At 72.5% G+C, this 25898-nt stretch carries 3 protein-coding genes; all 3 read left to right on the forward strand.

Going from position 1 to position 25898, the window contains the following annotated elements:
- Genes DMA15_RS00445 through DMA15_RS00455 form a run of 3 tightly spaced genes read left to right on the forward strand, consistent with a single transcriptional unit; the run spans position 1 to position 25886 of the window.
- A complete protein-coding gene (locus DMA15_RS00445) occupies positions 1-17721 on the forward strand; it encodes a non-ribosomal peptide synthetase (protein WP_164551654.1) in 17721 nt (5906 codons plus the stop codon).
- Positions 17718-24881 (forward strand): non-ribosomal peptide synthetase, encoded by a 7164-nt coding sequence (locus tag DMA15_RS00450; protein WP_125510672.1) that lies wholly within the window; start codon positions 17718-17720, stop codon positions 24879-24881. Before DMA15_RS00445 ends, DMA15_RS00450 begins: the two co-directional genes overlap by 4 nt.
- Complete coding sequence (locus DMA15_RS00455; protein WP_125510673.1) at positions 24882-25886, forward strand: 3-oxoacyl-[acyl-carrier-protein] synthase III C-terminal domain-containing protein; 1005 nt, start codon at positions 24882-24884, stop codon at positions 25884-25886. It abuts the gene before it with no gap.
- Positions 25887-25898: the final 12 nt, after the last annotated feature.

A 25898-nucleotide genomic window follows, 5' to 3' on the forward strand; every position in this document is an offset into this window, starting at 1 on the left:
TTGGACCATGAACTCCTGCGCGCCGTCGAAGGGTTGGCCAAGAAGCTCGGCGCCACGGCGCCCGTGGTATTGCAGGCGGCATACGAGGTGCTGCTCGACCGGCTCGGCGGGGGCGACGGCCCGCCGGGTGACGATCCGTCGTTCGCCGACGTGGTGACGCGGGTACGCGACCGGGCCGCCCGCGCGGAGGATTCGCAGGGCCGCCCCTCCCGGCTGCGCGGCCCACTGACCGGGCACCCCGCGCTCGCCGAGCGGTTCGTGCAGGTCGTACGGCAGGTCGTGGCCGAGCCCGGTCGGCCGGTCGGGGCGGTACGGGTGTCGTTGGTGCCGGTGGGCCGGCGCGAGGTCGAGATGTGGGAGCGGCGTTATCCCGGGTTCGCGGAGGTGTGGCCGCTGACCCCGTTGCAGTCGGGGCTGCTCTTCCATACGTACCTGGACGACGCCTCGCGGGATGCCTACCAGATGCAGTTCGTCCTCCATCTGCGCGGACCGGTGGACGGGGCGCGAATGCGGGTGGCCGGGCAGGCGCTGCTCGACCGGCACGCCAATCTTTGTACGGCCTTCGTGGCGGGATCGGACGGGGAATCGGTACAGGTGGTCGTCGACGGGATCGAGCTGCCGTGGTGCGAGCTGGATCTGACCGGGCAGGGGCCGGCGGACGCCGAGCCGGATGCGGCGCTCGAGGCCTTCCTGGCCGAGGACTTCCGGGACCACTTCGATGTGACGGTGCCGCCCGCGCTGCGGATGGCGCTGGTCAACGTGGCGGCCGAGCGGTTCGAACTCGTACTGACGGCCCATCATCTCCTTTTCGACAGCGCGTCGTTACCGTTACTCGTGCGGGATCTGCTGTGCCTTTACGAGTCCCGCGGTGACGCCGCGGCGCTTTCGCGCGTGCCGGAATTCCGCGACTTCCTGGTGTGGTTGTCCGGACAGGACCGGCAGGCGGCGGCCCGGGTGTGGGCCGAAGAGTTGGCGGGAGCCGAGGAGCCGACGCTCCTTGCTCCCATTGCCGGAACCGATTCCGCAGGGGCCGGTCCGAAGGCCGCGGGGGTCGGCGAAGCCGTGGTGCCGCTGAGCCGCGATACGGCGCGTGACCTGGCGGGGCTGGCCGCCGCATCGGGTGTCTCCCTGGACACCGTGGTGCAGGGCGCGTGGGCACTGCTGCTCGGGGCGCTGACCGGACAGCGGGATGTGGTGTTCGGCGCGACGGTGTCCGGGCGACCGGCAGCGGTGCCCCAAGTGGCCTCGATGGCCGGGCTCTTCGTCAATACCCTTCCGGTACGGGTCCGGCTCGCGCCCACCGACACCGTGGCCGACCTGCTGCGCGGAATGCGGGAGCGGCAGACGGCGCTCCGCGACCACTACTGCGGCCTCGCAGACATCCACCGGGCCACCGGCAGGAACGTCCTGTTCGACACCCTGGTGACGACCGAGTCCTACGAAGCAGCAGGGCACCACGGCGATGACGGCACCGCCATTCAGATCACCGGTGTCCGTTCGTCCGCCGGCACCCACTACCCGCTGACGGTGACCGTCACCGCCACCCCCCGGCTCCGGGTGACCGTGCAGTACCAGCGTCACCTCTTCGACCGCGACGCCGCAGAAGCCCTCGCCCGGCGACTCGCGCGCATCGTCGAGCAGATCGCCGCAGACCCCGGCGCGCTCGCCGGCCGTCTGGATCTGCTCAGCCCCGAAGAACGCGAACAGCTCCTGACCGGGCACAACGACACGGCCGTACCGGTCGATGCCGGTACCTTCCCCGCGCTCTTCGAGCGGCGGGCCGCCGCAACACCCGACGCGGTGACCCTCGTATACGGCGACGCGTCGCTGACGTACCGGGACCTCGACACGCGCGCGAACCGGCTCGCGCGCGAGCTGATCCGGCGCGGCGTGCGGGCGGAGACGGTGGTGGCGGTGTCCATGCGGCGCTCGCCCGACCTGGTGGTGGCCTACCTGGCCGTGCTGAAGGCCGGCGGCACCTATCTGCCGGTCGACGCCGCCCTCCCGGCGGACCGAATCGCGTACATGCTCGCGGACTCCGCTGCCCGCCTCGTCCTCGCGGACGCCGCTACCGCGCCCAGCCTGCCCGTCCTGGCCGTGCCCCTGCTGCGGCCGGACGACCCGGTCACCGCCGAGGGGCTGACACGGCTCGATGGCGCCCCAGTGACCGATGAGGAGCGGGACGGCGGCCCATTGGCCGTCGAACGCGCCGCTTATGTGATCTACACGTCGGGTTCGACCGGTCGGCCGAAGGGCGTGGCCGTCACCCACCTCGGGGTGGCTGGTCTGGTCGAGACGCAGCGTTCCCGGCTCGGGCTGACCGCCGCCAGCCGTGTGCTGCAGTTCGCCTCGCCGAGCTTCGACGTCTCGGTCTACGAGATGTGCATGACGCTGCTGACGGACGCCACACTGGTCCTGGCCCCTCAGGAGCAACTGGCCCCCGGGCAACCGCTGATCGACACGCTCACGGAGCAGCGGGTGACCCATGTCTTCCTGCCGCCCGCCGTGCTCGGAGCGCTGCCGCCCGGCACGCTGCCGGGCGTGATCTCCCTCGCCGTGGGCGGCGACGCGGCCACGCCGGACCTGGTGTCCGGATGGTCCGAGGGGCGGGACATGGTCAATGCCTTCGGGCCGACCGAGACCACGGCGATCGTGACCTTCAGCGATTCGCTGACCGCTGACGGCCGCATCCCGCCCATCGGCCGGCCCGTCGCCAACACCCGGATGTACGTCCTGGACGACGCGCTGCGCCCGGTGCCCACCGGCGTGGCGGGCGAGCTGTATGTGGCGGGTGACTCGCTCGCACGCGGCTACCTCGGCCGGCCGGGCCTGACCGCCGGGCGCTTCGTGGCCTGCCCGTTCGGCCCGCCCGGCCACCGGATGTACCGCACCGGCGACATCGTCACCTGGCGATCCGACGGCCAGCTGGTGTTCCACGGCCGCACCGACGACCAGGTCAAAGTGCGCGGATTCCGCATCGAGCTCGGCGAAGTCCAGGCTGTGCTGGGTGAGCATCCGGGTGTGGCGCAGGCGGTCGTCGTCTGCCATGAGCAGGGCGGCGACCGGCGACTGGTGGGCTATGCCGTCCCCGTCGAGGGCGACGGCCTGCCCGCCCCCGCCGAGCTGCGGGCCTTCATGGCCGAACGGCTGCCCGACTACATGGTCCCGTCGGCGGTGGTGGCGCTCCCCGAAGTCCCGCTGAACCCGAACGGGAAGCTGAACCGGCGTGCGCTGCCCCCACCGGACTTCGTCTCCGGGGCTTCCGACCGTGCTCCGCGCACGCTGCGGGAGGAGCTGCTGTGCGAGCTGTTCGCCCAGGTCCTGGACGTCGGCCGGGTCGGCATCGATGACGGCTTCTTCGACCTGGGTGGTCACTCGCTGCTGGCGACGAAACTGATCAGCCGGATCCGCAGCACGCTGGGTGCCGAGATCGACGTGCGGACGCTGTTCGCCCACCCGACCGTGGCGGCCCTCGCCCCGCACCTCGACACCGACGCCGCCCGCAGCCGGGTGCCGCTGACGCGGGCCGCGGAACGCCCGGAGCGGCTGCCGCTCTCCTTCGCCCAGCAGCGCCTGTGGTTCCTGCACCAGCTCGAAGGCCCCTCGGCGACCTACAACATGCCGTTCGTCCTGCGGCTCAGCGGTGATCTGGACGTATCCGTCCTGGAAGCGTCCATCAATGACCTTCTGGCCCGCCACGAGGCCCTGCGCACCACGTTCCCCGAGGTCGACGGCAAGCCGTTCCAGAACGTCCGTGAGCCCGGACAGGCCACGATCACCCTGGTCCCGCAGCAGACCGCCGCGGGGGATGCACTAGCCGAGGCCAGTCGGCACACCTTCGATCTGGCGACCGAGATCCCGTTCCACTCCCGGCTGTTCACCACGGGGCCGCGCGAGTGGGTGCTGGTGCTGGTGATCCATCACATCGCGGCCGACGGCTGGTCGCTGGCACCCCTGGCCCGGGACCTGGCCGCTGCATACAGCGCACGTACTCGGGGTGAACAGCCGCAGTGGACGCCACTGCCGCTGCAGTACGCCGACTACACCCTCTGGCAGCGGAAACTGCTCGGCGACCCCGATGACCCGGACAGCCTCTACAGTCGGCAACTCGCCTACTGGGCCCATCAGCTCGACGGACTGCCCGAACGAGTCACCCTCCCAGCCGATCGGCCACGCCCTGCCGTGCTCGCCCACAGCGGCGACCTGCTCCATTTCGCCCTCGGCCCCGAGCTGCACCGGGGCGTGACCGAACTGGCCAGGGCCTCGGGCGCGACACCGTTCATGGTGCTGCAGGCCACCATGGCCGCGCTGCTCACTCGGCTCGGCGCCGGCACGGACATTGCTGTCGGCAGCGGCATCGCAGGACGCACCGAGGACCATCTCAGCGACCTCGTCGGCCACTTCGTGAACATGCTCGTGCTGCGCACGGACACCTCCGGCGACCCGACCTTCGCCGACCTCCTCGACCAGGTGCGCACGTCCAGCCTTGCCGCCTACAGCCACCAGGACATCCCCTTCGAAGCGCTGGTGGAGAAGCTCAACCCGCAGCGGTCCGCCTCCCACCACCCGCTGTTCCAGGTCGCACTGGCGCTGCAGAACAACGAGCAGGTCGACTTCGCGCTGCCCGGCCTGCGAGTGCAGGCTGACGCGGGCGCCACCGGCACGGCCCGCTTCGACATCTTCCTCAGTCTCGAGGAGACCTTCGAAGACCGCGTGCCCGCCGGCATCCGTATCGCTGCCGAGTACTCCACCGAGCTGTTCGACGCCGGCACCATCGAGACCCTGATCGCCCGCTGGGAGCGGCTGCTGACCACTGCCGTCGCCGACCCCTCCCACCGCATCAGCGACGCAGACCTGCTCACCGAGCAGGAGCGTGCTGAGCTCCTCGGCACTCCCCATTCCCGGGAGAGCCGGGAGGTCGAACCGGCCACGTTCCCGGACATGTTCGCCGCCCGCGTGCGGGCAGCACCACAGGCACCCGCGGTCGAGTCGGAGCACACCACCTGGACCTACGCGGAGCTGAACGCGCGGGCGAACCGCATCGCCCACTGGCTGATCGCCCAAGGCATCGGCCCCGAACACCCGGTAGGCGTCGCGATGCCGCGCTGCCCGGAACAGGTGGCCATCGCGCTCGGCATCATGAAAGCAGGCGCCGCATACCTCCCGGTCGACCTCGAATACCCCGCCGACCGCATCACCTACATGATCGACGACGCGGCCCCCGCAGCGATCCTGACCACCACCGAATCCGCGCACAACCTGCCCACAGGACCGGCCACACACGTCATCGCGGTCGACACGGCCCACATACGGCACGCCTGGGCGCACAGCCCGGACCACGACCCCAACACCGAACTGACCCCCGACCACCCGATGTACGTGATCTACACGTCGGGCTCGACGGGGCGCCCCAAGGGCGTGACGGTCACGCACACCGGTCTGACCGCACTCAGCGCCACCACCCGCGAACGAATGGCGCTGGACACCGACTCCCGCGTCCTACAGGTGGCCTCACCGAGCTTCGACGCGGCGTTCTGGGAGCTGGTGCAGACCCTGACCGTCGGAGCCACGCTCGTGGTGCCGCGCCAGCGCCGCCTGGTCGGCGACGACCTCTACCGCACTCTGGCCCAGCGGCACATCACCCACGTGATGCTGCCACCCAGTGTCGTCGCGACGCTGCCGGAGGAGGGCGCGCGCGCCTTGACCGGGCTACGGGTCCTGACCGTGGGTGGCGAACCATGCCCACCGGGCCTGGCCGCCAACTGGGCACCGGGACGGCGCCTGATCAATGCCTACGGGCCCGCTGAGACGACGGTGTGCGGCGCCATCAGCGCCCCGCTCACCTCGGACCACGTCCCGATCGGCACCGCCGTGGCCGACAACCGGGTCCGCGTCCTGGACCACCGACTCACCCTGGTACCACCCGGCACACCAGGTGAGCTCTACATCGCCGGCCCCAGCCTCGCACGCGGCTACCTGAACCAGCCCGCACTGACCGCCGAACGCTTCCTCCCCGACCCCTACGGCCCACCCGGCCACCGCATGTACCGCACCGGCGACACCGTCCGCCGAAGCGCGGACGGCCAGCTCGAATACCTCGGCCGCACCGACGACCAGGTCAAACTGCACGGCCTGCGAATCGAACCCGGCGAAATCCAGGCGGTGCTCGCCGGACACCCCGGCATCGCCCAGGCGGTCGTCGTCTGCCATGAGCAGGGCGGCGACCGGCGCCTGGTGGGCTACGTCGTGCCCGTCGAGGGCGACGGCCTGCCCGCCCCCGCGGAACTACGCCGTTTCGCCGCAGCGCGGCTGCCCGACTTCATGGTCCCGGCCACGTTCGTCCTCCTGGACGCGCTGCCCCTGAACCCGAACGGCAAGCTCGATCGGGCAGCGCTGCCCGCCCCCGACTTCGCCCCCCGGGCCACCAGTCGTGCCCCGCGCACACTGCGGGAGGAGCTGCTGTGCGAGCTGTTCGCCCAGGTTCTCGACGTCGGCCGGGTCGGCATCGATGACGGCTTCTTCGACCTGGGCGGCCACTCGCTGCTGGCGACGAAACTGATCAGCCGCATCCGCACCACGCTGGGCGCGGAGATCGAGTTGCGCACCCTGTTCGCCCACCCGACCGTGGCTGCGCTGGCCCCGCACCTCGACACCGGCACCAGCACCCACCACTCGGCACCGCTGGCGCGAGCTGCCGAGCGGCCGGAGCGGCTGCCGCTGTCTTTCGCCCAGCAGCGCCTGTGGTTCCTGCACCAGCTCGAGGGCCCTTCAGCGACGTACAACATGCCGTTCGTCCTGCGGCTGAGCGGTGATCTCGACGTGTCCGTCCTGGAGGCGTCGATCAATGATCTGCTGGCGCGCCACGAGAGCCTGCGCACCACGTTCCCCGAGATCGGTGGCAAGCCGTACCAGGACATCCTGGAGCCCGAACAGGCCAGGATCACCCTGACTCCGCAGCACACCAGCACGCTCACCGCCGCCCTGACCAAGGCCACCCGGCGCACCTTCGACATAGCGCGCGAAATCCCGCTCCACGCCCAGCTGTTCGCGACCGCGGCGCGCGAGTGGACGCTCGTGCTGGTGATGCATCACATCGCGGCCGACGGCTGGTCGCTGGCGCCACTGGCGCGAGATCTGGCCGCCGCGTACGGCGCGCGCGCCCGGGGTGAGCAGCCGCAATGGGCGCCGCTGCCGCTGCAGTACGCCGACTACACCCTCTGGCAGCAGAACCTGCTCGGCGACCCCGATGACCCGGACAGCCTCTACAGCAGGCAACTCACCTACTGGACCGACCAGCTCGCCGGGCTGCCCGAACGGGTCACCCTCCCCGGCGACCGGCCGCGTCCCGCCGTGCTCGACCACAGCGGCGACCTGCTCCACTTCACGCTCAGCCCCGAACTGCACCAAGGCGTGACCGACCTGGCCCGCTCCTCCGGCACCACACCGTTCATGGTGCTGCAGGCCACCATGGCCGCCCTGCTGACCCGGCTCGGCGCGGGCACCGACATCGCCATCGGCAGCGGCATCGCGGGACGTACCGACGAGGGCCTCAAAGATCTCGTCGGCCACTTCGTGAACATGCTCGTCCTGCGCACGGACACCTCCGACGACCCGACCTTCACCGACCTCCTCGACCAGGTACGTACCACCAGCCTCGCCGCCTACAGCCACCAAGACGTCCCCTTCGAAGCGCTGGTCGAGGCGCTCAACCCGCAGCGCTCCACCTCCCACCACCCGCTGTTCCAGATCGCACTGGCACTGCAGAACAACGAGCAGGCTCACTTCGACCTGCCCGGCCTGCGAGTTCAGGAGCACGTCAGCGGCACCGGAACCGCCCGCTTCGACCTCTACTTCAGTCTCAACGAGACCTTCGAAGACCACCGGCCTGCCGGCATCCGTATCGCTGCCGAGTACTCCACCGAGCTGTTCGACGCCGGCACCATCGAGACCCTGATCGCCCGCTGGGAGCGGCTGCTGACCACTGCCGTCGCCGACCCCTCCCACCGCATCAGCGACGCAGACCTGCTCACGCAGAAAGAGCGAGGCGAGCTCCTCGCCGCCGAGCGCGCCGTAACCCCCCGAGAGGTCGAACCGGCCACGTTCCCGGACATGTTCGCCGCCCGCGTGCGGGCAGCACCACAGGCACCCGCGGTCGAGTCGGAGCACACCACCTGGACCTACGCGGGGCTGAACGCGCGGGCGAACCGCATCGCCCACTGGCTGATCGCCCAAGGCATCGGCCCCGAACGCCCGGTAGGCGTCGCGATGCCGCGCTGCCCGGAACAGGTGGCGATCGCGCTCGGCATCATGAAAGCAGGGGCCGCATACCTCCCGGTCGACCTCGAATACCCCGCCGACCGCATCACCTACATGGTCGGCGATGCCGTCCCCGCAGCGATCCTGACCACCACCGAATCCGCGCACAACCTGCCCACAGGACCGGTCACACACGTCATCGCGGTCGACACGGCCCACATACGGCACGCCTGGGCGCACAGCCCGGACCACGACCCCGACACCGAACTGACCCCCGACCACCCGATGTACGTGATCTACACGTCGGGCTCGACGGGGCGCCCCAAGGGCGTGACGGTCACGCACACCGGCCTGGCCGCACTCACCGCCACCACCCGCGAACGAATGGCGCTGGACACCGACTCCCGCGTCCTACAGGTGGCCTCTCCCAGCTTCGACGCGGCGTTCTGGGAGCTGGTGCAGACCCTGACCATCGGAGCCGCACTGGTCGTACCAAGCCAGCGCCGCCTGGTCGGCGACGACCTCTACCGCACACTCGCCCAGCGGCACATCACCCACGTGACGCTGCCACCCAGCGTCGCCGCAACACTCCCCCCAGAAGCCCCGCACACCCTGACCGATCTGCGCGTGCTGACCGTGGGCGGTGAACCATGCCCACCAGGACTCCCCGCGCGGTGGGCGGCGCCGGGCCGCCGCTTCATCAATGCCTACGGGCCCGCCGAGACGACGGTGTGCGGCGCCATCAGCGCCCCGCTCACCTCCGACCACGTCCCGATCGGCACCGCCGTGGCCGACAACCGGGTCCGCGTCCTGGACCACCGACTCATCCCGGTGCCGCCCGGCACACCGGGTGAGCTCTACATCGCCGGCCCCAGCCTCGCACGCGGCTACCTGAACCAGCCCGCACTCACCGCCGAACGCTTCCTCCCCGACCCCTACGGTCCGCCCGGCCACCGCATGTACCGCACCGGCGACATCGTCCGCCGCGGCACCGACGGCCAACTGGAATACCTCGGCCGCACCGACGACCAGGTCAAACTGCACGGCCTGCGCATCGAACCCGGCGAGGTCGAGGCGGTGCTCGCCGGACACCCCGGCATCGCCCAGGCGGTCGTGGTCGTAGCCGAGAACCGCGGGGCCGCGCAGCTGGTGGGCTACGTGGTGCCCGCGGCCACGCAGCCGGCCGGGACCGAGGACCTCGACCTCACCGCCGGAGTCTCCCCCAGCGAACTACGCCGTTTCGCCGCAGCGCGGCTGCCCGACTTCATGGTCCCCGCCGCGTTCGTCCTCCTGGACGCGCTGCCCCTGAACCCGAACGGCAAGCTGGACCGCGCAGCGCTGCCCGCGCCGCGGTTCACCGGCGGCGCTTACCGGGCTCCCCGCACCGAGCCCGAGTGCATCCTGGCCGCCGCGTACGCGGAGGTGCTGGGAGTGGAGCGGATCGGCAGCGACGATGACTTCTTCGCCGTCGGCGGCGACAGCATCCGCTCCATCCAGGTGGTCTCGCGCGCCCGCGCGCACGGTGTCGGGATCACGCCGCGGCAGATCTTCGAGCAGCGCACGGTGGCCCGGCTGGCAGCAGCGGCGTCACATGCCCCGGCGGGCGCGGTGCTGCAGGAGTTCGACGGCGGCGGGGTGGGGTCCATGCCGCTGCCGCCGATCGCCCGGCACGTCCGCGAACTCGGCGGCGACTGGCAGCAGTTCGCCATGTTCGCGCTGGCCGAGCTCCCTGTCGGCATCGACGGTGCCGGACTTGCCACCGCCCTGGCCGCGGTCCTCGACCACCACGACATACTGCGCTCCTGCCTGGAGTCCACCGGCGAAGGGGTCCTGCGGGTCGCGAAGACGGGTTCGGTGGACGCCGCCGCGCTGCTCCACCGCGTCGCCTGCGACGGCCGCTGGGACGCCCGGTGGCAGCGCGCCGCCCAGGCCGAACTGGACGCCGCTTCAGGGCGGTTGGACCCCGCGGCCGGGGTGATGGCCCAAGCCGTGTGGTTCGACCCGGCGCCCGGTGGCGGCGCGGGCCGGCTCCTCCTCGTACTCCACCATCTGGTGGTGGACGGGGTGTCCTGGCGCATCCTGCTGCCGGATCTCGCCGCCGCCTGGTCCGCGGTCCAGGCGGGCGCTCCCCCGGCCCTCGCGGCGGTGGAGACCTCCGCGCGGCGCTGGGCGCACGCGCTCGAGACGGAGGCGGCATGCGAGGCCAGAGCCCGGGAACTGCCGCTGTGGCGCTCCGTCCTGGACGGTCCTGACCCCGTGCTCGGCATCCGGCGGCTCGACCCGGCGGTGGACCGGATGGACACCGTGGACACCGTATGCGTGCGGCTTTCGGCACCGGTCACCGACGCGCTCCTCACCGCGCTGCCCGCGGCGTTCCGCTGCGGTGCCCGGGACGGGCTGCTCGCGGCCCTCGCGGTGGCTGTCGCCCGTAGGCAGGCGGCGCGCGGAACAGGCGAGCCGCTCCTGCCGTCCGTGCTGCTCGGGGTCGAGGGACACGGCCGCGAGGAGAGCATCGTGCCCGGGGCAGATCTGTCGCGTACGGTCGGCTGGTTCACCAGCCTGTTCCCCGTACGCCTCGACCTGACGGGGTGCGATCTCGACGAGGTGCGCACCGGCGGGCCGGCCGCCGGAGATCTGCTCAAGTCCGTCAAGGAACAGCTCCTCGCCATACCGGACCACGGCATCGGCTTCGGGCTGCTGCGGCATCTGAACCCGGAGACCGCCGCGGAGCTGCGGCGGTCTCCCGCGCCGCAGATCGAACTCAACTACCACGGCCGCTTCTCCGCCGCCGACATGCCCGAGCACCTGCGCGGCCTCGGCTTCCACGACATCACCGCCGGCTCGGGGCTGACGACACCGGCGAACGGCATGCCCGCGCTGGCCCCGCTGCACATCGAGGCGCTCGCAACCGACACCGCCGAGGGGCCGCGGCTGGAGGCCGAGTGGAGCTTCCCCACCGGTGTACTCCCGCGCGAGCAGGCGCAGCAGCTGGCCGAGGAGTGGTGTGCGGCCCTGGAGGGCCTGGCCCGGCACGCCGTCGCTCCCGGCGCGGGCGGGCTCACTCCGTCGGATGTGCCGCTGGTGGCGGCGGGGCAGCGCGAGATCGAGCGGTGGGAGCGGCAGTGCCCCGGTCTCGCGGAGGTGTGGCCGCTGACCGCGCTGCAGTCCGGCTTCCTCTTCCACGCGCTCCTCGCCGACGCGTCCTTCGACGCCTATCAGATGCAGGTGGTCTTCCACCTGCGCGGCCCCGTGGATCCGGCACGGATGCGTACGGCAGGGCAGGCGCTCCTCGACCGGTACCCCAATCTGCGGGCGGCCTTCGTGCCCGGCACGGCCGGGGACCCGGTGCAGCTGGTGGCCCGTGACGTGGACCTGCCCTGGCGGCACGCCGATGCGACCGGCCTGGACGAGGCCGGGCAGGCCGCGGCCGTCGAGCGGTTCGCGGCGGCGGAACTGGAGAGCCGCTTCGACCCGGCCGTCCCGCCACTCCTGCGGCTTGGCCTGGTGAGCCTGAGTCATGACCGGTCGGAACTCGTCCTGACGGCACATCATCTGCTGCTCGACGGCTGGTCGTTGCCGCTCCTCGTCGAGGACCTGCTGCGCCTGTACGGCTCCGCGGGGGACGCCTCCGGGCTGCGGCGGGCGCCCGAATACCGGGACTTCCTGCGCTGGCTGTCCCGGCAGGACGAGGAGGCGGCTGCCCGCGCCTGGGCCGCGGAGCTCGACGGCGTGGACGGGCCGACGCTGCTGGCCGCGCCCGGCAACGCCGCGGCCGAGAAGACCGCACCGGCAGCCGCCCGCTACGGGCACGTCGAGGTGCCGCTCGGCCCTGACACCGCCGACGCGCTCTCCCGGCAGGCGGCCAGGCTCGGGATCACCCTCAACACCCTGGTGCAGGGCGCCTGGGGGATGCTGCTCGCCGGCCGCACCGCACGGCGGGACGTGGTGTTCGGCGCGACGGTCTCAGGGCGCCCGGCCGGAGTGCCCGAGGTGGACACGATGGTCGGCCTGTTCGCCAACACCCTTCCGATCCGGGTGCGCTGCGCCCCCGGCACCACCGTCGCCGAGCTCCTCACCGATCTGCAGCACCGCCAGGCCCGGCTCCTCGACCACCACCATTACGGCCTGCCCGGCATCCACCGGGCCACCGGCACGAGCGTCCTGTTCGACACGCTCGTGGCCTTCGACTCGTATCCCGTGGACCGGATCGGCCTCACCGACGCGCACGCCGCCGCGGGCATCGAGATCACCGGCCTGCGCCCACTGACCACCACCCACTACCCACTGACCCTGAACGCCGCCCTCGCCCCGCACCTGCGCCTGACACTGGAGCACCGGCAGGACGCCCTCGACCGCGGCACGGTCCAGCGCATCGCGGACAGCCTCCAGCGGATCCTCGCGCAACTCGCCGACGACCCCGGCGTCATGGTCGGGCGGACGGCCGTGCTCGGCCCTGCCGAGCGGGACAGGGTGCTGCGCCGGTTCAACGACACCGGGATGCCCCTCCCGGACATGACCGTGCCCGGCCTCATCGAGCGGCAGGCGGCCCGCACCCCGGACGCGACCGCCGTCGAGCACGGCGCCCGTACGCTGACCTACCGGGAGCTGGACGGGCGCGCCAACCGGCTCGCCCGGGAGCTGATCGCGCGCGGGGTCGGCCCAGAGACCGTCGTCGCCGTGTCGCTGCCCCGCTCGGCGGATCTGGTGGTCGCCCTGCTAGCCGTGCTCAAGGCCGGCGGCGCCTATCTGCCGGTCGACCCGCGCTACCCGGGCGCGCGCCTGGCGCACATCCTGGCCGACGCGCAGCCGGTGCTGCTGCTCACCGACACGGAGCGCCTCGGCTCCCTGCCGCGCACCGAGCTGCCCCGCCTCCTGCTGGACACTTCGGTGCCGACCGGTGCCGAGGCCGCGCGCGCGGAGCGGGACCTGAGCGGTGCCAACGCGGCCTACGTGATGTACACATCCGGCTCGACCGGCGTGCCCAAGGGCGTCACCGTCACCCACGAGGGCGTCGTGAACGGTGTGCTCCAGCTCGCCGGGCGCACCGGCATCACGGCGGGCACCCGCACGCTCGCGGGCACCTCGGTCAACTTCGACGTCTCCGTGTTCGAGATGGTCACCACCCTCGCCCACGGCGGCACCGTCGAGGTCGTCCGCGATGTGCTCGTCCTCGGCGAGCGCGACGGCTGGCGCGGCGGCGTCATCTCCAGTGTGCCCTCGGTCTTCGCCGAGCTCCTCGACCGGGCCGGTGGCCGCATCGCCGCCGACACGGTGGTGTTCGCCGGTGAGGCGCTGCCCGCGTCCCTGGTGCGCCGCGTGCGCGACACCCTCCCCGGCATCCGCATCGTCAACGCCTACGGCCAGACCGAGTCGTTCTACGCCACCACCCACGCCCTGGCACCGGACGACGAGCCCACGGTGAGCGCCCCGATCGGTGTCCCGCTCGGGAACATGCGCTGCTACGTCCTCGGCCCGGCCCTCGAACCGCTGCCGGTGGGCGTGGTCGGTGACCTGTACGTCGCGGGCGACATCGCCCGCGGCTACCACGGGCGGGCGGGCCTGACGGCCGAGCGGTTCGTGGCCGACCCGTACGCCCCGGGACCGGGCGCGCGCATGTACCGCACGGGCGACCTGGCCCGCTGGAACGACCAGGGGCTCCTCGAGTACGCGGGTCGCGGCGACGCCCAGGTGAAGATCCGCGGCTTCCGTGTCGAGCCCGGTGAGATCGAGGCCTGCCTGACCGCCCATCCGGGAGTCGACCAGGCCGTCGTACTCCCCCATGGCACCGACGGTGCCCGGCGGCTGGCCGCCTACGTCGTACCCGTCGCGGCCGGCACCGCGCCGCCCCCCGACCAGCTGCGGCACTTTGTGGCCGAGCGGCTGCCCGACTACATGGTCCCCGGCGTCTTCATCCCCCTCGACCGCCTCCCCCTCGCACCCAACGGCAAGCTCGACCACCGGGCGCTCCCCGCCCCCGAGCTGGTCGCCTCCGCCCCCCAACGGGTGCCGCGCACGCCGCGGGAGGAGGCCCTGTGCGCGCTGTTCGCGGAGGTGCTCGGCGTCGAGAAGGCCGGGATCGACGACAACTTCTTCGACCTGGGCGGGCATTCGCTGCTGGTCACGCGGCTGGTGAACCGGGTACGGGCGGCCCTCGGGGTGGAACTGCCGGTCCAGGTGGTGTTCGAGGCCCCGACGGTGGCGCGGCTCGCGGAGCGGGTGGATGCGGGCGCCCGGTCCTCGCGCCCCGCGCTGCGGCGGGCGAAGGAGCGGCCCGAGCAGGTGCCGCTGTCGTTCGCACAGCGCCGGCTGAAGTACCTCGACGCGATCGAGCCGCTGCCGACCTATCACCTGCCGTTCGTGGTGCGCCTGAGCGGCCCCCTCGACACGGACGCGCTGGGGTCCGCGCTGCGGGATGTGGTGCTGCGGCACGAGAGCCTGCGGACCGTGTACCCGGCGGGCGACGGGGATGTCGCCGTTCAGGTGGTGCTGCCTGCGCATGAGGTCGCCCTTGAGGTGCCGGTGCAGGAGGTGGCGCCTCAGGCGGTGTCCGCCGCGGTCGCCCAGGAGATCGGCCGTCCCTTCGACCTCGCCGCGGAGATTCCGGTACGGGCGCGTGTGCTGCGGTGCGGGCCGCAGGAGCACGTACTCGTGCTGTTGCTGCACCACATCGCCGCCGACGGCGAGTCGATGGCGCCGCTGACACGGGACCTGAAGGCCGCCTACGAGGCCCGGCTACGGGGCGGGGTGGCGCAGTGGGACGACCTGCCGGTGCAGTACGCGGACTACGCACTGTGGCAGCGGGAGCTGCTCGGCGACGAGGACGACCCGGACAGTGTGCTCGCGGCTCAACTCGCCTACTGGCGTGGCGAGCTCGAAGGGATGCCGCAGTTGTCGCGGCTGCCGCTGGACCGGCCGCGCCCGCCGGTGGCCGGCCACCGGGGTGACACGGTCACCTTCGCCATCGGCCCCGGCGTGCTCGCCGCCGTCGAGGAGGTGGCGCGGGCCCAGGGCGCGACGGTGCCGATGGTCCTGCAGGCCGCGCTCGCCGTCCTGCTGCGGCTGCGGGGCGGCGGCGACGACCTGGCCATCGGCGTACCCATCGCCGGGCGCACGGACGACGCGCTCGCGGATCTGGTGGGCTTCTTCGCCAACACGTGGGTGCTGCGGATCTCCCTGGCGGGCAACCCGACGTTCGCGTCCGTGGTGCGGCAGGTGCGGGACAAGGCCGTCGGCGCGTACGACCACCAGGACGTGCCCTTCGATCGGCTCGTGGAGGCGCTGAACCCCGAACGGTCCGCCGCCTACCACCCGCTGTTCCAGATGGCGTTCTCCTGGCAGACCGGTGCGGGCCGGCTGGAGCTGCCCGGTCTGCGGGCAGTCCCGGAAGCGGTCACGACCGGCACCGCGAAGTTCGATCTGCTCTTCCACTTCGAGGATGGTGCCGGGGACGGAGTGCGGGGGCTCGTCGAGTACGCCACCGACCTGTTCGAGCCGAGCACGGCGCAGGACCTCGCGGACCGGTACGTGCACCTCGTCACGGAGCTGACGGCAAGGCCGCAGACGCCGCGCGACGCCATGGATGCCCTGACGCCCGCTGAACGGCACCGGCTCCTGCACAAGATCAACGACACGGCCGTGCCCACACCGGACGCGACGGTGCCCGCGCTCTTCGCCCGGCGGGCAGCGGCCCAGCCGGACGCGGTCGCGGTGGTCAGCGGCGCGGAGTCGCTGACCTACCGGGAGCTGAACGCGCGCGCCACCCGGCTCGCGCGCGAACTGGTGCGGCGCGGAGTGGCAGCCGAGTCGGCAGTGGCGGTGGCCGTGCCCCGCTCGCCCCAGTACGTGGTGGCGGTCCTCGCCGTCCTCATGGCGGGCGGCGCCTACGTGCCGCTGGCTCACGACCACCCGCCGGAGCGCCTCGCCTTCATGCTCCGCGACGCGCGGGCCGCGCTGCTCGTCACCACGTCGGAGGTGGCCGCCGGGCTGCCTGCGGGCGCCTGTCCCCGCATCGTGGTCGACGATCCGGGCACCGCCAGGGCCGTCGCCGCGCAGTCGGGCGACGACTGTCCCGACGCGGGCCGCCCCGACCGGTTGGCGTATGTCATCTACACCTCGGGGACGACCGGAGTGCCCAAGGGCGTGGGGGTGAGCCACCGCGCCCTGGTGGATCTCGCGGCGGACCGGCGCTGGCGTGGCGGCGGCCACGACCGGGTGCTGATGCATTCGGCGCCGACATTCGACGCCTCGTGCTACGAGCTGTGGGTGCCGCTGCTGAACGGCGGCACGGTCGTGGTGGCACCGGCCGGACAGCTGGATGTCGCCGCCCTTGCCGGGGTGCTGGCCGAGCAGCGGGTGACCGCGGCGTTCCTGTCCTCCGGGCTCTTCGGGGTGCTCGCCCACGAGCGGCCGGAGAGCTTCGCCGGCATGACGGAGGTGCTGGCCGGCGGTGAGCTGGTGCCCGCGGAGCCGGTGGCGCGGGTGTTGCGGGCCTGTCCCGGCGTCACGGTCGTCAACGGCTACGGGCCCACGGAGGCGACGGTGTTCGCCGCCACCCACGGGATCACCGACGCCGGCCAGGTCGGTGCGGTGTTCCCGATAGGGCGGCCGCTGGACAACACCCGCGCCTACGTGCTGGACGAGCGGCTGCGGCCCGTGCCGCCGGGTGTGGACGGCGAGCTGTATCTCGCGGGGTCGGGACTGGCACGGGGCTATGTGTACCGGCCGGGGGTGACGGCCGAACGGTTCGTGGCCTGTCCGTTCGCGGGCACCGGCGAGCGCATGTACCGGACGGGGGACGTGGTGGCGTGGACGAAGGGGGGCGAGCTGGTGTACAAGGCTCGCGCCGACGACCAGGTACAGGTCCGCGGCTTCCGCATCGAGCCCGGCGAAGTGGAGGCGGCCCTGGTGGCCCACCCGGAAGTGGCCGGGGCGGCAGTGGCCGCGTGGCAGGGCCCGGGGGGTGCGCAGCTGGTGGCGTACGTCGTTCCGGCCGCTCCGGCCGCCGGGCCGGGTGTGCCCGGTGAGGCCGTCGGCCGTGTCGAGGAGCTGCGCAGGCATCTGGCGCGGCGGCTGCCGGAGTACATGGTGCCGTCCGAGTTCGTGGAGCTCGACGCCCTGCCGCTCACCAGGAACGGCAAGGTGGACCGGCACGCCCTGCCGGCCCCCCGGCGCTCCGAGGGGAGTGGGGCCGCCCGAGTCCTGCCGCGCACGGCCACCGAACGCGCGGTCGCCGCGATCTGGGCGGAGCTGCTCGGCCTGGACGAGATCGGCGTGCACGAGAAGTTCTTCGAGGTCGGCGGGACCTCCCTGTCCTTCCTCACGCTGAGCAACCGGCTGGCCGAACTGGGCCTGGAAGAGACGCCGTTGTCCGCCCTGTTCGAACACAACACGGTGGAGGCGATGGCCCGCCTCCTGGACGACCGCACGGCCCGCGGAACCACAGACAGATTGGGGTATGAACTGTGACGCAACCGACCCGGGACGCCGTGGCGATCACCGGCGTGGCCGTGGCGTTGCCGGACGCCGACGATCTGGACGCGCTGCACCGGAACCTGCTCGACGGCCGCGTCAGCGTACGGGCACCGGGCAAGGAGCGGGTCCACTACGCCGGGGCGCCCACCGCCGCCGAATACGTGGCGATGGGCTATCTGAACCGGATCGACCTCTTCGACCACCGGTTCTTCGGACTCTCCCGGCGCGAAGCGGAGTTGATGGACCCGCACCAGCGCATGGCGGCCCAGCTCGCGCACCGGGCCATCGAGAACGCCGGCTACGCGCCGGGGGCCCTGAAGGGCTCGCGCACCTCCGTCGTCCTCAGCGCGCCGGAACCCCAGTACGCCACCCTGTACACCGACGACGACCCGCAGCAGATCCTCGGCGGGCACCCCTCCGCGGTGGCCGCGCGCATCGCCTACCTCTTCGACTTCGACGGCCCCAATCTGGTCCTGGACACCGCGTGCAGCGGCAGCCTCACCGCGCTCGCGGTCGCCGTGGGGCAATTACAGGGCGGCCAGGCGGACCTGGCCCTCGCCGGCGGACTCAACCTCTATCCGGTCCTGATACCCGGGCGTGACCACAGGCCCGTGGTCGGCCTGGAGTCCCAGGGCGGGGTGTGCCGCCCGTTCGACGCCGACGCGGACGGCACCACCGGCGGCGAGGGCGGCGGACTCGTCGTACTCAAGCGGCTGGGCGATGCGCTCGCCGACGGCGACCACATTCACGGCGTGCTGCGCGGCACGGCCGTCAACCACAACGGCTTCCGCGCCGCCAGCATGAGCGCACCGAGCGCCCGCGCGCAGGCCGAGGTGCTCGTCGAGGCCTGGCGGCAGGCGGGCCCTGGCTCGCTCGACTACGTCGAGTGCCACGGCTCGGGCACCAAGCTCGGCGACGTCATCGAGGTCGAAGGACTGCGGCATGCCTTCGCCGAGGCGGGCCGGAGCGACCCTTGCGGGATCAGCGGCGTCAAGGGAAACCTCGGACACCTCGACCACGCCTCGGGCATCGCAGGCCTCTTCAAGGTCCTGGCCGGGCTGCGGCACCGGACCCGGTACCCGAACCCCAACTTCGAGTCGCCCAACCCGCTGATCGACTTCACCGGTCCGGTCCAGGTCGACGTGGCGGCGACGGCGTGGGAGCGCCGGGCGGACAGCACCCGCCGGGCGGGGCTGAGCGCCTTCGGCCTGACCGGCACCAATGTGCACGCCGTCATCGAGGAACCGCCCGCCGCGGAACCCGCCCCGGCGGCCCGGGAGCCCGCGGCCGAGCTGGTCACCCTCTCCGCCAAGTCACCGACGGCCCTGGAGAGTTACGCGCGACGCGTCGCCGACTTCCTTGACCGGACCGGGCACCGGCTGCCGGATATCGCGCACGTGCTGAACCGCGGCCGCGACGACCACCCGTACCGCTGGGCCGTGACCGCGCACGACAACCAGGAGCTGGCCGCGCTGCTGCGCGCCCAGCACCCCGATGAGCGCGAACCGGCGGCGCGGGCCCCTGTGGTCTTCCTCCTCTCCGGTGACGCCGAACTCAGCGACGACACCTGGACGGGCCTGCGCGCGGCCTTCCCCCAACTCGCCGCTCCCGACTCCGACTCCGGCTCCGGCTGCGGCTGCGACTCCGGCTCCGGCTCCGGCTCCGAGGGCCCAGCGGACTGCGAGGACGATACGGACGCCACCTCGCCCGGCGCCCGGCTGCTAGCCCGGCAGCACGCGGCGTACCGACTCGCGCGCTCCTTCGGCCTGACCGAGGCGCGCCTGGTCGGCAACGGCATCGGCAACCTCGCGGTGCGCACCATCCAGGACCCCGCGACGGCCGAGGAATCCCGGCGCAAGGCCGCGGAGGCGCCGCTCACCGGCCAGGTCGACGAGGGCGGCCTGCGCCGCGCGGTCCGCAGCCTCGCCGACGAGGGCGCGGTGGTGGTCGAGCTGGCCGCGGACGGCGCCCTGTCACGGGAGATCACTCGGGTCGCGCCGGAGCTGCCGGTCGTACGCCTCTTCGCGGACCCCACGCGGGAGGGCGTGCTCACGGCCCTCGCCGAGCTCTACTCGCTCGGCGCGGACCTCGACTGGAGCCGCTACTACGCCGGCGCGCGGCGGCGCCGGATCGAGGCGCCGACCTACCCCTTCGACGCCGACGAGGTCTCCTGCTGGTGCCGTCCGCCGGGCGGTCCACCGCCCTCCCCCGGCGGCCCCGCCGGCGGGGCGGACGCCGGGCGGACGGCGGCTCGGGAGTGGGACGGCACCGGCAGCGACCCGGAGCGACAGCTGGCCGAGATCTGGGCGGGCATCCTCAAGGCCGAGAATGTCGGCCCGGACTCGAACTACTTCGACCTCGGCGGCACCTCGATCGCCGGCATCACGGTGCTGCGTCAGGCCCAGGAGCTCTTCGGCGTACGCCTCACCTTCAACGACCTGCACCAGCACCCCACGCTGCGCCAACTCGCCACGCGGATAGCCGCCCTGCGGGCCGAAGGACCGGGGCGGGACGACTGGACGATCACCCCGGTGCCGCGCCCCGGCCGGCTGCCGCTGTCGCTCAACCAGGAGCAGCTGTGGTACCTGGACCGGCTGACACCGGGCACCGCGCTCTACAACATCCCGGTCCCCCTGCGCTACACCGGCGAACTGGACCTCGACGCGTACCGGGCGGCGCTGAGTGACGTGGTGGGCCGGCACGAGATCCTGCGCACCCGCATCCTGGACGAGGACGGCAGGCCGTACGCGCTCGACGCGGTGCCCGAGCCGCACCTGGTCTTCATCGACCTCGCGGCGCTGCCGGACGAACAGCGGCGCGCGGAGCTGTCACGGGTGATGACCGAGGAGGCGACGGCACCGTTCGACCTCGCGAGCGGACCGCTGTTCCGCAGCTTGCTGATCAAGGTCGGCGAGCAGGACCACGTGATCCTGCACACCTGGCACCACATCATCTACGACGGCTGGACCCCCGCCGTCTTCTTCGGGGAACTGACCGCCTGCTACAACGCCCGCCGCGCCGGTCGGCGACCCGAGCTGCCCGACCTGCCCGTCCAGTTCGCCGACTTCGCGGCCTGGCAGCGGGAGTGGCTGGACGAGGAGCGCACCGCGCGCGTACTGCGATGGTGGAACGACGAGCTGCACGACCTGGACACCCGCGAATTGCCGCTCGACCACCCGCGTCCGGCGGTGCAGTCCTTCCGCGGCGACACGGTGATGTTCGGCCTCGGGGAGGAACTCTCCGGGCAGCTGCGCGCCTTCAGCGTGCGCGAGAACGCGACGACCTTCGCCACCATGCTCGCCGTGGTCGACGCGGTCCTGCACCTGTGGGCGGGCCGGCGGGACGTGGTGGTGGGCGCGGCGACCACGGGCCGGTTCAACCCCGCCACCCACAACCTGATCGGCTACTTCAACAATGTGCTGCCGTTCCGCACGGAGGTCGATCCGGGCCTGAGCTTCCGCGACCTGGTGGCTCGCTGTGCGGCCACCGCCACCGGCGTACTCGACCACGAGGAGATCCCCTTCTCGAGGATCGTCGCCGCGACCGGCCACCGCGATCCCTCACGGCACCCGGTGTTCACAGTCTGCTACACCCACCAGAACACGGTAAGGCCCGGCTTCGGGCTGGCGGGCCTCACCGGCGAGAGCCTCGACAGCCTCGGGGAGGACCTCTCGGGGATCGCGGGGGTCCCCCCGGGAACCTCCAAGTTCGACCTCACCTTCGGCCTGTACGACCAGGACGGCGGAGTGCTGGACGGCTATCTGGAGTACGCGGTCGACCTGTTCGAGCCGGCCACCGCGCACCTCCTCGTCGACCTGTTCATGAAGGTCGCCGCGGCCGCCATGAGCAACCCGGACGTGCCCCTGGCGGAACTCCTCCAGGGGCAGGGTGAGCCCTCGGAGTCCTCTGAGGCGTCTGAGTTCTCTGAGTTCTCTGAGTTCTCTGCGTTATCTGAGTTCTCCCTCATCATCGGGGACCGGCGTGACCGGCCGGACGTGCGCCTGGTGAGCGAGGCCTTCCAGGAGCACGCCGCGCAGCGCCCGGACGAGATCGCCGTCGTCGACGCGACCGGCAGCCACACCTTCCGGGACATCGACGCGCGGGCCGACCGCGTGGCGCGCCGGCTCGTCGAGCACGGCGTCGGACCGGACAGCGCCGTCCCGGTGGTCGCCGCACGCGGTGCCGACCTGGTGGTCGGCTGGCTCGCGGTGCACAAGGCGGGCGGGGCCTTCGCCTCCATCGACCCTTCGGTCCCCGAGCGGCGGATCCGGTCCATCCTCGCCAAGGTCGGCGCGTGCGCGCTGATCGTGGGTGAGGGCATGGCGGTCGAGGGCGTGGCGGTCGAGGGCCGCGACGGCGTCCCGGTCGTCCCGATCACCGCCGGCCCCGGCGACGAGAGCACGGACGAGGGCGCGGACACCGTGCCACAGCGGCGGGCCGGCGCCGCCAACCTGGCGTACGTCTCGCACACCTCGGGCTCGACCGGGCGCCCGCTGGGCTGCGAGGTCGAACACCGGGCGCTGCTCAACCTGCTGCACTGGTTCGGCGAGGAGGCGGGGCTGGAGTCCGCCGACCGCCTCGCGCAGACGGTCTCTCCCGCCTTCGACATGGCGGTGCTCGAAATCATGTCGGCCCTGTACCACGGAGCGACGCTGTGCTTCATATCGGACCTGCTGCAGACCCCGGAGAGCCTGCTGGGCGAGCTGGCCGAGCAGCGCGTGACCGTGGCCTGCATGCCGACCCCGCTCGCCGAGCTGGTCCTCACCGACCTGCCCGACGTCCCGGACCTCGCTCTGCGCCTACTGGTCACCGGCGGTGACCTGCTGCGCGTACGACCGCCCCGGCAGGCTCCGTTCGCCGTGCTCAACCTCTACGGGCCGACCGAGTGCGCGGTCTGCGTGACCGCGGGCCGGGTGGCTGAGACCACGGCCCGTACCGGCGACCTCCCGGACATCGGACGCCCCCTCCCCCACACCCGCGTATACCTCCTGGACGGCCGGGGCCGGCCCGTTCCGCCGGGGGAGACCGGCGAGGTACATCTCGGCGGGGCGCACGTCGGCCGCGGCTACCACGGCGGGCCCGGCCTGACCGCGGTCCGCTTTGTCGCCGATCCCTTCGCCGACGAGCCCGGCGCCCGCATGTACCGCACCGGCGACCTGGCCGCCGTCCGCCCCGACGGCACCCTCGAGTTCCGGGGGCGCGCCGATGACCAGCTCCAGCTGCGCGGTCACCGCGTGGAGCCCGCCGACATCGAGCGGACCCTGATGCGGCACCCGCAGGTGCGCGAGGCCCTCGTCCTCGCCGAGCGGCAGCCCTCCGGCGCCCCGCTGCTGGTGGCCCACATCGCGGGCGGGTCACTGCCCGACGACGCGGAGCTGACGGCATGGGTGGCCGGGGAGCTGCCGGAGCACATGCGGCCCGGCCGCGTACAACGCCATGACCAGCTGCCCCGGACGAGCAACGGAAAGCTCGACCGCAAGAGCATGAAGGAGAGCGCGGTGTCCGACCAGCACACGAGCGACGAGCTGACGTCGGTGACCACGGCCGTGGTCCCGGGAGCGCTCACCGACGCGGCGGGGCGCGAGGCCGAGCGGATCCTCGGCGGGATCTGGGCCGACCTCCTCGGCGTCGCCCAAGTGGCGCCGGACGACAACTTCTTCAAGATCGGCGGAGACTCGCTGCTCAGCGTGAGCATCGCCGCGCGCGCCGCGAAGGCCGGGCTGCACCTCACCCCGCACGACATCCTCCAGCACCCGACGCTGCGCGAGCAGGCCGCGGCGGCCCGGCCCGTTCCCGCTGCCGTACCGGAGGCGGCCGCCACCGCCGCGACGGCGCCCGCGCCCGTGCCCGGCGAGCCGATCCCGCCGACACCGCTGATCCGGGCCCTGCAGAACACCGCGCCCGACGGCGCCCTGGACTTCGTCTCGCCCGCGGTACTGGAGACGGCCCCGGGTATCCAGGCGGATACGGTGCGCGCGGCGTTCGAGCGCCTCGTCGAGCTGCACGAGCCGCTGCGTTACCGCTTCCGGCGCAACGACCTCGGCTGGCGCATCGAGTGTGCGGAGCGCGAGACCACGCCCATCGTCGACGCCAGGGTGCTGCCGCCGCTCGACGAAGACCAGCTGCAGGCGCGTATGAAGGCCGACTTCGACGAACTGCTTGCGGACATCGACCTGCGACGTGGCCCGGTGCTCCGGGTGAGGTTCTACGACCGCGGCGCCGACCTGCCCGGTGTGATCCTGCTGGCGATCCACCACTTCGTCTACGACGCCCTGGCCATCGTGCCGCTGGTGGAGGACCTCGACGACGCCCTGGCCGGGACCGGTCCCACCGCCGGGCGCCGCACCGCCTGGCGGGAATGGACGCATCTGCTGCGCGTCATGGCCACGTCCGACGAGGTGGCCGGCGAACTGCCGTACTGGAAGGGGATACTGAGCGCGGCGGAGGGGGCGGCGGAGCCCGTACCCGAGAACGGGGCAAAGGACGCGGCGCCCGGACTCGTCCAGCGTGAGGTCGCGGCGGACCGGGTGGCGGCGCAGCTCACCGAGAGCGGTCAGGCGAGCCAGGCCGCCTCGATGGCCGCGGTCGCCGTGGCCTGGTCCCGGTGGCGCGGCCGGCCGGACGCCTTTCTGAGCACCCTGGGCATGGGCGCCTCGCCGCACGCCCTGTGGCACGGCGACCGCACCGCGTCGATCGGCTGGTTCACCCATATGTTCCCGGCCTTCCTGCGGGTGCCGCCCGGGGCCGGCGTCGCGGAGATCCTTCCGGCCGCCGCCGCGGCGCTGCGGTCGGTGCCCAATGACGGCATCGGATACGGCGTCGCGCGCCACCTCAGCCCCGAGACCCCCGCGGTGGCGGAGCTGCGGGCGCTGCCGGAGCCCCCGGTGCTTGTGGAGCACCTGGCCAGCGCCAACAACGGGCTCGCCAAGCTGGGCGGCGCCGCCGTCCGCATGCGCCGCTCGACGCTGCCGGGCCGACCGACCTCACTGCTCAGCTACGTGCCGATCGTGGTCGAGACCCATGTGATGGGCGGAGTGCTCGAACTCAACATCGTGCACCGTGGTTCGTTCCCCCAAGCCGAGATGGAAGCCTTCGCCGACCTTCTCGTCGAGGCCTTCGCCGAGCTCGCCGCCGCACAGAACGGGCACGGCTGAATGGCACTGCCGACAGCCCTCGCAGCGGTGGCGGTCCACCTGCCCGACGGCACCCTGCCCGTCGCCGGGCTGCCGGGCCTCGACCGGCTCGCCGCGGCCGAACGGGAGACCTGCGCCCGGCTCGGCATCGACGAGGTCCGCGCGGACGACTCGCTGTCCGCGCTGGACCTCGCCGCCGGGGCCGCCGGCCGGGCCCTGGCCCAAGCGGAGCTGACCGGGTCCGAGATCGGCGCGCTGATCCTCATCGACTCCCGCGCCCCTGAGCGGTTGATGTCGTCGCATGCCACCCGGCTCCAGGCGCTGCTCGGCGCGGACGGGGCGCTGGTGTTCTCCGTCGGCGGCCTCGGCTGTGTCTCGCTCACCCCGGCGCTGCTCGCCGCCCGCGGACTGCTCGCGGCCGACCGTGACCTGGACCACGTCCTGGTGGCACACGGCAGCAAGCCGCCGACCCTGCAGCGCTACCGGCACCCGGTGACCGTCAGCGGCGACGGCGGCGCGGCGGCGGTGATCTCCCGCAGCGGACCGGTCCGCATCCTCGACATCGTCCAGGAGACCAATGGCGAGTACTGGGACCTCTTCCACGTCGACTACCGGGACCGGCCCACCGCGCAGTGGCGCGAGGAGTGCCGTGACCAGCGCACGTACTCCTTCAGGCTCGCCGTGGAGACCCGCAACCGGCTGCGCGCGATGCACCGGCGGCTGCTCGAGCGCAATGGCCTCACGACGGCGGACATCTCCTGCCACCTCAGCCACAACCTCTCGCTGGGCGGCTTCCGGTTCACCGAGGAGTCACTCGGCGTCAAGATCAGCACCGCCTGCTTCGACAACCTCCGGCGATACGGCCACCTCGGCCCGAACGACGTCCTGGTCAACCTCCACACGGAACTCGAGCGCGGCGTCCTCGGCGACGGACAGCGGGCGGTCCTGATCAGCGCCAGCCCGGTCGCCGCGTGGAGTCTGCTGCTCGTGGAGATCGGGGACGGCACCGCAACCCACTACTTGTGAGAAAGAGATCAC

Origin of the sequence: Streptomyces sp. WAC 01529 (genome assembly GCF_003945545.1) — a bacterium.
GTDB classification, from domain to species: Bacteria; Actinomycetota; Actinomycetes; order Streptomycetales; family Streptomycetaceae; genus Streptomyces; species Streptomyces anatolicus.